The sequence below is a fragment of the Oceanobacillus massiliensis str. N'diop genome, assembly GCF_000285495.1.
Classification (GTDB): Bacteria; Bacillota; Bacilli; order Bacillales; family Amphibacillaceae; genus Oceanobacillus; species Oceanobacillus massiliensis.
The window spans coordinates 555,115-564,798 of record NZ_HE610976.1; the positions used below are offsets into that span (position 1 = coordinate 555,115).

The following is a 9,684-nucleotide window of genomic DNA, read 5'->3' on the forward strand; positions in this document are numbered from 1 at the left end:
CCGAAAACCGCGGAATTATCTCCCAGACCGCGGAATTATCTCGAAAATCGCGGAATTATCTCCCGGACCGCGGAATTATCCCGAAAAGCGCGGAATTATCTCCCTGGCCGCGGAATTATTCCGAAAAGCGCGGAATTATCTCCCGGACCGCGGAATTATCTCGAAAATCGCGGAATTATCTCCCTGGCCGCGGAATTATCGCGAAAATCGCGGAATTAAATCCCGGGCCGCGGAATTATTGCAAAAATCGCGGAATTAAATCCCGGGCCGCGGAACCCCGCCAGGCAGCGGCCTCCTATTCCCGCGATTCAACCGCGAAATACCTTCATAAATTCCTCGTACGTTCCTGCTTTCACTAATTGTTCCACTACGGTACTGCTATCGATAATTTGGCCGAACCGATCATACATGTTCTGCAGATCTTCTTGGCTGTCTTTCTTCACGCAGAGCAAGCCTACAAATTGTACTGACTTCTCTCCCCATTGTATCGGCTTCTCAAGTGTACATATTGCAATAAAAGTGCGGGCAGACTTTGGCGTGATGGGGTGGGGAACAGCTACGAGATTTCCAAATGCGGTCGGAGCTATTTTTTCTCTTTCATATACTGCCTCAAGCAAGTCATCATCTACCAGGTCTTTTTTGAGAAGCTCTTCGTTCAGAAATTCCAATACGGCTTCTTTCGTTGTGAAGTTTTTCTGTAAAAATACAAGGTCCTTTTGCAGATAGCTGTAAACGAGCTGTTTATTTTTCATAATTCTGTTTTCTATTTTCAGCAGATCACTGTTTCTTAAAATTGCATTCACTTCAATAACAGGCACTGGAATATTGATTGAAATAGGAATGGAGCTGACTATGAAATCAATATCCTCGAAGTTATATTGACTTAACGTATAGTATTCTGTAGTCCCTACTATATCTAAAAACTGTCCAAATTGGGCATTTAATTTATAGTAGATAAGCTTGGCAGTTCCCATCCCCGAGCCGCAGACAATCAAGCATCGCTTTGGTCCTAATGTTAATTTTTTCCGTTCAATTGCTGCTCCAAGGTGGATGGCAAGATAACCTACTTCACCTTCATCAATCTTGATGGATGTATGCTCTTCAATTGCTATTCCGGCAATAATCCCTGCTTCAAATGCTAATGGATAATTCTTTTTGATATCTTCAAGCATTGGATTGCGAAGATTCATATCATATCTGAATCGATTAATCGCAGGCTTTAAATGCAGACACAGAGCGAAAACTAATTCTTTATCATCTTTGAGCTCCAAATTCAACTTTTCTTCAACCTTTTCCAGCGCAATGGTGACCAATTCCATTATTTCTGGGTCCATCACCTGTTCGACCACGCTATCGGATTGGGAAGCGATTTTTGTTCCAAGCAGATGAATCGCTATGTATGCAATTTCTGTTGATGGGAAATTGACTTGAAAGTGATGCTCCACTTCCTTTACAATTTCTTTTGCCACCTCATATTCATACTGATCCGTAATTTCCTTTAGATCTTCTTGTTGTAATGATACATGATATCCGCTTTCAATTCGATTATATGCAATTGCAATATGAATAAGCAGATTATTCATTGCGATATCCGACAGTGTTATTTGATGAACTTTTATCTTCCTCATGATAATTTGGGAAATTTCTTCTATGTCTGCCTGTGAAATAGAATCTAAATATGGCTCAATAATTGGCTCATTTCGGTCAAAGATATACTCCGCCATACAGAAACGCAGCTTTACTTCATTGCCTTTTACTTTCAGCCCATAATTCGGACGAGATTCTAACGTGATTTTATATCTCGCAAGCTTTTTCCTTATCTCTTTGATATCATTTTGGATGGTTGACTTACTGATATACAATTCTTCTGCCAAATCATCCAGCTTTAAAAATCCCTCACTTAGCAGAAGGCGTTTTATTAAATAATTAATCCGCTCTTCTGGCGTTCTAGGGATTTCCTGGTTGCCCTTGTCTGAATCATGCAATGTTTCCTTAAGAAAATCACGAAATAATTTATCGTGATTGATTCCGAGCCGATATCCTTTCCCCATGACAGATTCTATGAGAGCGCCGGATCCAGACAATATTCCGTTAAGATCTTTTATATCCTGTCTTGCTGTTCGAGAAGAAACTTGATTTAGATTAGCTAAGTAGTTGCTGGAAATCGGAGCTTCTGCAGTCATTAATTCACGTAAGATTATTTTCATTCGAGAGTTTAACATTGCCCTCTCTCCTTATCAAATCAGATGTGGCAAAAAGGCTCCAGCTCAATCTAAGAACTAGAACCTTCCGTGCCTATCCTTACTATTCTATCTTTAGAACCCATTATTATCTGAAACTTTTCTAAACCAATGTGCGCTTTTTTTCAAGGAGCGCGATTGATCTTCAAGATTGATGGACACAAATCCGTAGCGGTTTTTGTAAGCATTGGACCATGACCAGTTGTCCATGAATGTCCACATATGATAGCCTTTAGCATTGCTTCCTTCTTGAATCGCTTTGTTGAGCCACTTCAAGTGCTCCCGGATAAATTCAATGCGATAATCATCCTGAATTTCCCCGTCTTTCAGGAATCGCTCCTCATTCTGAACACCCATGCCATTTTCTGAAATGAATGATTCAATATTTCCATAGTTATCCCGAAGATTAATCATAATATCATAGAGGCCTTTTTCATAGATTTCCCAGCCCCGGTAAATATTCATTTTCCGACCAGGCATCTCATAGTTATCAAAGAACCAATCCGGCAGAAAAGGGCTATCTGGATTCGGTTGATGCTCCTTCGCTTTCACACGGCGAGGCTGGTAATAATTCACCCCTAAAATATCAACCGTGTTTGCCTTTAATAGCGCCCGATCGCCTTCTTCGGTTTTCGGCAGCTGTTCGTACTCTTTTAAAATATCAATTAAGTCTTGTGGATATTCCCCTAAAACAGCCGGATCCAAAAAACTGCGATTGAAGAATAGGTCTGCAACGTGTGATGCCTTCAAATCGGCAGGATTTTGACTTCTGGGATACGAGGGGGTCAAGTTTAAGACAATCCCGATTTTACCATCTTTAATATCGAATTCCCGGAAGGCCTCTACTGCTTTTGCACTGGCGATCATCGTATGATATGCCACTTGGGCTGCACGCTTTGCATCCACAACATTTGGATAGTGGAAGTCATATAAATAGCCGCCTTCAACTGGTACAATCGGTTCATTGAAGGTAAACCATTTCGCTACACGATCACCGAATAATTGAAATGCTTCTTTTGCATAATCTACATATGCATCAACCACTTCCCTGCTTTCCCATCCACCTTCATGCTGTAATTCAATGGGCATATCAAAGTGGAACAGATTTACAAATGGTTCAATATCATTAGCGAGTAATTCATCAATGACATCATTATAAAACTGTACGGCTTCCTGATTAACTTCCCCGCGACCGCCCGGAATCAATCTTGACCAGGAAATAGACATTCGAAATGAATTATGCCCAACTTCTTTCATCAGTTGAATATCTTCTTTATAGCGATGATAGAAATCAGAAGTTATTTCAGGGCCGATATTTTCAAAGAAACGATTCGGTTCTTGTTCATACCAGTAATCCCAAATGTTTTGCCCCCTATTTCCCTCATTGGCAGCACCTTCTATCTGCGTTGCCGATGTTGCACTACCCCACCAAAAGCCTTCTGGAAATTTATAATTTAAAGTCATGGTATTGCCTCCAATCACTTATTTCTTTTACTTATTACGGTAGATTTCAATAATCTCAATGGCTAAATCCCTTACTGTCATTGCCGTCATGAGGTGATCCTGTGAATGTACTAGAATGACATTAACAGATGTTCCCTCTCCTTTAGCTTCTTCTTGCAATAGCTTTGTTTGATAATTATGCGCCTTCCCCAGTTCTTCCCCTGCTTCCTCAATCAAACGGTCAGCCTCTTCAAAATTACCTTCTTTCGCTTCTTGGATGCCTTCCATTGCACTGGATCTGCCATTTCCAGCATATAAAATAATCTGAAACGCAATTTCTGATATGTTGTCCATAAATCTCTCTCCTTGGTTGTATTGGAATGAAGGGAAATTGGCCCCTTATCGAAACAGGAGCCATGTCTTTGCTTGTTAGCTCGCCTTTTCATTTGTGTCTTTGCTCGCCTTTTGTTCACTTTCGTAATAGTTTTTGTCCATTATTTTCAAGAATGGCCACCAGATGATGCTGACAACCAGGAGATTAAAGGCCTGTAACACTGCCCCTTGCCACGCATTGCCTGTTGCCAGGAATCCACTGATAAGCGGTGGCGTTGTCCATGGTACGATAATTCCTGCAGGCGGTGGAACTAAGCCTGTTGACATCGCAAAGTACGTAATGAAAGTGATAACCACTGGTGCCAATAACCAAGGAATAATAACTAATGGATTCATGATTATCGGAAGCCCAAAAATGATAGGTTCGTTTACATTAAAGATACCAGCCGGCGCTCCTAATTTCCCCAATTCTTTCAGCTGTCTGCTTCGCCCTATCATAAAAATCAGGATTATGACTGCTAAGGTCATGCCAGAGCCACCCATACCAACTAAAAATGTATCAATAAATTGCTTTGTTACAATGTTCGGTAACTCTGTACCTGCTTGAAAGGCATGTAAGTTTTCATCATTTAACGCGTACCAGATCGGATCAAATACGGAGTTGATTACAATCTGCCCGTGTAATCCAAAGAACCAGAACAACTGGATCAATAGTACTGCGATAACAGTTGCCGGGAGCCCGCTTCCCAATGCAGTCAATGGCTCTTGAATAATCGTATAGATAAAGTTCTGTACCGTGTCAAAATGTGTATAGCTGAAAATGATGCGTATTAATAAAAAGACCGATAATGTCAGTGAAATAGGAATTAATGCACTAAATGACTTCGATACCGCATCAGGTACCCCGTCCGGCATTTTAATGGTCCAATTTTTTTGGACAAAGAATCGGTAAAGCTCTGCAGATATGAATGCAGTGAATATCCCTAGGAACATCCCTTGAGCACCCAAGCTTGAAGTTGGGATGACACCAGATACCCCTTCCAAAATCTGTGGCGTCAAAATCAGAAAAGCAGCAAAGGCTACTACACCACCATAAATTGCTTCCAATCCGTAATGTTCTGTAAGCTTATAGCCTATACCGATGATAACAAATGTCCCCATAATACTTAATGTAGCTGCAGATGCCGGTCCAAGGGCATTTTGATATGCTGTAAATGCATCTTCACTGAGCAGCCTATCTAAAAATGGAAAGTTTGCAATAACGACAAAAATAGAACCAAAGATAATTAATGGTAAAGCTACCATAAATCCATCACGCAATGCACTCAAGTAACGATTGTTATTTAACTTATCTGCAATAGGCAGCAAAAATTTCTCTAAAAACTCCATGAATTTATTCATGCTAAGCTCCTCCTGTTCAATTCCTTAATCACCCATAAGCTCCAATGCTTTTTCCAATACTGCCTTGCCATCCACTCTCCCGTAAGAAACCGGATCAATAACATCTAAAGGAATTCCAACCTTCTCTGCTACGACTGCAAATTTCTTTTTCATAAAACGCATTTGAGGTCCAATCAATAGAACATCGGCCTTTTCCATTTCCTGTGGAGCCTTGTCCTGTGCTACAGCCCAAATGGTAGTCTCAATCCCTTTTGCCTCAGCAGCCTCCTTCATTTTAGAAACTAATAAACTCGTAGACATTCCTGATGAACATGCCAATAATATATTTTTCATGATGAGTCCTCCTTGAATGTTTCTTTATATTTTTGTATCTAATTACATTTTAATTTAAAAGCGCTTTCATCTGAACACATCGTTTTTCCGTTAGGTAGAGGAAATTATTAAGCGCTTTCATTTAAAGGCTGAAAAAAAGCAAGGGAATATGAAATCCCTTGCTCCCACACATCATCCGATTCTATATTAAGTATGTGACACAATGAATTCACCTGTACCGATAAGTTCGAAGCTTTCTAAGCCAAAAGGCAAAATAAAGTGACTGCCTTTTTCAATCGGATAGCTTTCTCCATGGACCTTTACCACAGCATTGCCCTCTACCATACTAACCTGCAGAAAATCATGGTCTAACTTTTGAGCTGCTTTCCCATTGAGCTGCCAGTGGGAAACCGTAAAATATTGCTCTTCAACGAGCGTTTTAACGGTCAGATCATCAACAGTCTTTTTGCTTGGGCTCACTTCTGCATCCCGATGCGGGACAGTAGTTACCTCTTTTGAACGCTCCAGATGCAAGTCACGCTTATTGCCGGCTGCATCTGTCCGGTCGTAATCATATACCCGGTATGTAATATCCGAGCTCTGCTGCGTCTCCAGAATAACAATTCCTTTGCCGATTGCATGTACCGTACCGCTTGGAACATAAACAAAATCCCCAGCCTGCACTTTGATCCGTTTCAGCAGGCTATCCCATTCGCCGTTATCCATCATTCGCTCTAATTCTTCACGAGTGGACGCGTTATGGCCAAGAACGAGTTCCGCATCCGCTTCTGCGCTTAACACATACCAGCACTCGGTTTTCCCATAAGGTACACCCTCTACTTCACGGGCAAATTGATCATTAGGATGTACTTGAACGGATAAGTCATCCGCTGCATCAAGAATTTTTACCAATAACGGATATTCCTCACTATTATTCTCGTTTTTATTGAAAAGTTCACCATGACGTTCCCAGGCATCGGCAAGTGTCTTGCCAGCAAGAGGTCCATTTTCGATAATACTGGGACCATTTGGATGTGCCGAAATCACCCATGCCTCACCAGTCTGCTCAAAAGGAATATCATAATTGAATTCTGTATGTAATTTTTTTCCGCCCCAGATTCGTTCCTGAAATACGGGTTTAAGAAAGATTGGTTCTTTGTACATTTGTTTCCCTCCTGGATTTATTTCCGACCGATTTGGATTATTGGCTTGGAAAGATTGCTTTACAAAGTTCATGTCCAAGCCACCTAACCGAAAAGCTTCCAATAAATCTATTCTATCATAATAACCATCCCTAAATAGAGAAAAGAGATACCCTGTCTGCAATAAGATTTGATCCGCTAATAAAATTTATTTTTGGCCCCTTTTGGACAAAAAAGACCTTTAACAGCCCGTTTAATCAGTGGGAATATATCCTTGTAACCCATCTTTTATAAAAAAATATTTCATATAGGCTATCTTTTCTGCTATTAAGTGTTATAATAAGATTAACTTATTGATGTTCGGTTTAGCAAAACAAGATATTTGTAATAACTATCTAGTGATTATCATCGTCTTGAATTATTATCTTGAACCCAAAAGTAATAATCGTGCTTTAAAGCACATGGAGGAATTTTCTTATGAGTAACGGTACAGTAAAATGGTTTAACGCAGACAAAGGTTTCGGTTTTATCGAGGTTGAAGGTGGAGAAGATGTATTCGTACATTTCTCAGCAATTCAAGGCGACGGTTTCAAATCATTAGATGAAGGCCAAGCAGTTTCTTTTGACATTGAAGAAGGCAACCGTGGTCCACAAGCAGCAAATGTAGAAAAATTATAATTAAACATTAAAAAGCTCTTCTCATATGAGAAGGGCTTTTTTACTTTAGGCGAAACGGTTCCCATTTGTTTCCGTTAGTACGGAATTTCCTCTATCGAATGATTGATTTAAGTAATAACAGGAACAAAAAATAATTCTTCAGCAACGTCGCGATTAAGCTTGTTTATCTATTACTCGTGAAGTAATTGTATGTAAGTGCTTGGTCCGGATGTAAAAGCAATCCATAAGGCAATAATAAAATTAGATAGTATGCAGAGCTTATTGAATAATTGATGCGAAAAGGAGTTAGCGGCAGATGAAATATTATACATCTCACATGAAAAAACTAGTTATGGACAATGAGGATTTACAAAAAGAGTTAAAAAGAATAATGAAAGAACATGATCTTGAGAAAAGCTATGCGCTTAAGGCTTTATACCATGCTGAGGTTTCATCAGGCGGGAAATATCAGGAAGCATACCGGGAACTTGACTTGCCCAATAGCTAGGTCATTTTTATTTATAATTGCTGTATCATACGGTCCAAGGGATTCGTTTGTGGGAGGTAATAAGATTTACAGTCTTTAAGGAGCTCTCCACGAGTTTATTAGGATATAGTCAAGCTCATAATAATAAAAAAGAAATCAAGGGTAAATTATTTGCTTCAACAAGGTTAGTATTTAATTCAATATATAAAAATCCCTTATTAGGAAAATATAAAGTAGACTATTTAGTATATGACCACGAAAGGAAAATAAATGTTGAAGGTAATAATATTGATATATATACGAAGGATTTTTTGAAATCTTCCGATCCGAGTAAATTCGATGTTATAGAGGCACCTTATCTTTTAAAACATATTTCAAAGGTTGAAAAAAATAGAAAGTATCTTGATAACGAAATGTTATCAGTTTTTATAAAAAAGAAATTATTTAAATTAAGACTCACAGCAAATGAAAGATTATTGATTAGTGAAATTCAAAATGGAATAAAAAATCGGTTTAAAGTTAATAATCTAAGTTTTTATGAAGATATTACGAATTATATTGAAAGCTTTTTATATAAATACCAATATCACAAAAAGTTATTACAAAAAAGAAAGCCAAGAGCAATATATGTAGTTGTTTCATATGGTAAATTGCCTATAATTGCAGCTGCAAAGGAATTAGGCATACAAGTAATCGAATTCCAACATGGAGTGATAACTGCTTATCACTTTGCTTATAATTTTGGTGACCCAACAAAAAAAATAAAATACTTTCCAGATAAATTATTGACATTCGGGAATTACTGGGCTAACACTCCGAGATTTCCGAAACAAACAGAAATAGAAATTTATGGTTTCCCGTATCTAAACCAACAAATAGAAAAATACAAGAAAAAACCCAAAAAAGATAAACAGGTCCTTTTTGTCTCTCAAGGTACTATTGGTAAGGAACTATCTATACATGCTAAAGAGATCGCAGAAAAAATGCCAGACTACCATTTTATTTATAAACTTCATCCAGGAGAATACGACCGATGGAGAAAAGCATATCCTAGTCTAGTAGAAGCATCTCATCTCGGGAATATAGAGATTATAGATAACAATAAAAAAAATCTATATAATTTATTCGCTGAATCAGAATTTCAAATAGGTGTTTATTCAACGGCTATTTTTGAGGGTCTAACACTTAATTGCAAAACAATTCTTTTTAATATAATGGGTATAGAATATATGAACGACATAATAAATAAAAGTATTGTTGAAGTTGCATCAAATGCAGATGAAGCGATATCACACATTAAAAATTATAAGTTAAAAGAGTTTGCGAGAGATTATTTTTTTAAGGAATAAATACAGGTGATTCAAAGATTACAAAAAGTAGGAAGTAATGTTAATGAATAAGCTTTTATCAATTATTAAAGGTAATAAATTCTTGTCAAATTCATTTTTATATATTATAGGTTCCATGATGACGCCGGCTATAGGCCTAGTAATGATGCCTATATACACAAATTACCTTAGTCCAGAAGAATATGGAATAATGACTACGGTACAAACGCTAGCTGGAATGTTTCAACTTATTTTTACTTTTATCATTACATGGTGCAATTACTAGATTTTTTTATGATTACTTAAATGATAAAGATAAACAAAAAAAGTATCTTGGAAGT

At 38.1% G+C, this 9,684-nt stretch carries 10 protein-coding genes; 4 read left to right on the top strand and 6 right to left on the bottom strand.

The window, feature by feature from the left end; genetic code table 11:
• Positions 1-308 precede the first annotated feature (308 nt).
• The 6 genes from OMHG_RS02770 to manA form a co-directional block, all read right to left on the bottom strand.
• Positions 309-2,222 carry a BglG family transcription antiterminator gene (locus tag OMHG_RS02770; RefSeq protein WP_010648120.1) on the bottom strand — a complete coding sequence of 638 codons (1,914 nt, stop codon included), beginning with the start codon at positions 2,220-2,222 and terminating at the stop codon, positions 309-311.
• Between the two features lie 93 nt (positions 2,223-2,315).
• Positions 2,316-3,704: a glycoside hydrolase family 1 protein gene (locus OMHG_RS02775; RefSeq protein ID WP_010648122.1), complete on the bottom strand. Its 1,389-nt coding sequence runs from the start codon at positions 3,702-3,704 to the stop codon at positions 2,316-2,318.
• 27 nt (positions 3,705-3,731) lie between these two features.
• Entirely contained in the window at positions 3,732-4,037 is a 306-nt protein-coding gene (locus tag OMHG_RS02780) for a PTS sugar transporter subunit IIA (protein WP_010648123.1), read from the bottom strand.
• Between the two features lie 75 nt (positions 4,038-4,112).
• Complete coding sequence (gene celB, locus OMHG_RS02785; RefSeq protein WP_010648124.1) at positions 4,113-5,417, bottom strand: PTS cellobiose transporter subunit IIC; 1,305 nt, start codon at positions 5,415-5,417, stop codon at positions 4,113-4,115.
• Positions 5,418-5,441: 24 nt separating this feature from the next.
• A complete protein-coding gene (locus OMHG_RS02790) occupies positions 5,442-5,750 on the bottom strand; it encodes a PTS sugar transporter subunit IIB (protein ID WP_010648126.1) in 309 nt (102 codons plus the stop codon).
• Between the two features lie 186 nt (positions 5,751-5,936).
• The gene (manA, locus tag OMHG_RS02795) at positions 5,937-6,893 is read right to left on the bottom strand and encodes a mannose-6-phosphate isomerase, class I (RefSeq protein WP_044476759.1); all 957 of its coding nucleotides are present in this window, start codon (positions 6,891-6,893) and stop codon (positions 5,937-5,939) included.
• 455 nt (positions 6,894-7,348) lie between these two features.
• Between manA and OMHG_RS02800 the strand changes: the two genes are divergently transcribed.
• The 4 genes from OMHG_RS02800 (at position 7,349) to OMHG_RS19405 (ending at position 9,629) form a co-directional block, all read left to right on the top strand.
• Positions 7,349-7,549, top strand: coding sequence for a cold-shock protein (locus OMHG_RS02800; RefSeq protein ID WP_010648129.1), 201 nt, complete (start codon positions 7,349-7,351; stop codon positions 7,547-7,549).
• 295 nt (positions 7,550-7,844) lie between these two features.
• Positions 7,845-8,036, top strand: a complete 192-nt coding sequence (locus OMHG_RS02805) for a hypothetical protein (protein WP_010648131.1) — start codon at positions 7,845-7,847, stop codon at positions 8,034-8,036.
• Positions 8,037-8,083: 47 nt separating this feature from the next.
• A complete protein-coding gene (locus OMHG_RS17430) occupies positions 8,084-9,364 on the top strand; it encodes a hypothetical protein (RefSeq protein ID WP_010648134.1) in 1,281 nt (426 codons plus the stop codon).
• A gap of 43 nt (positions 9,365-9,407) precedes the next feature.
• Positions 9,408-9,629, top strand: coding sequence for an oligosaccharide flippase family protein (locus OMHG_RS19405; RefSeq protein WP_010648135.1), 222 nt, complete (start codon positions 9,408-9,410; stop codon positions 9,627-9,629).
• Positions 9,630-9,684 lie beyond the last annotated feature (55 nt).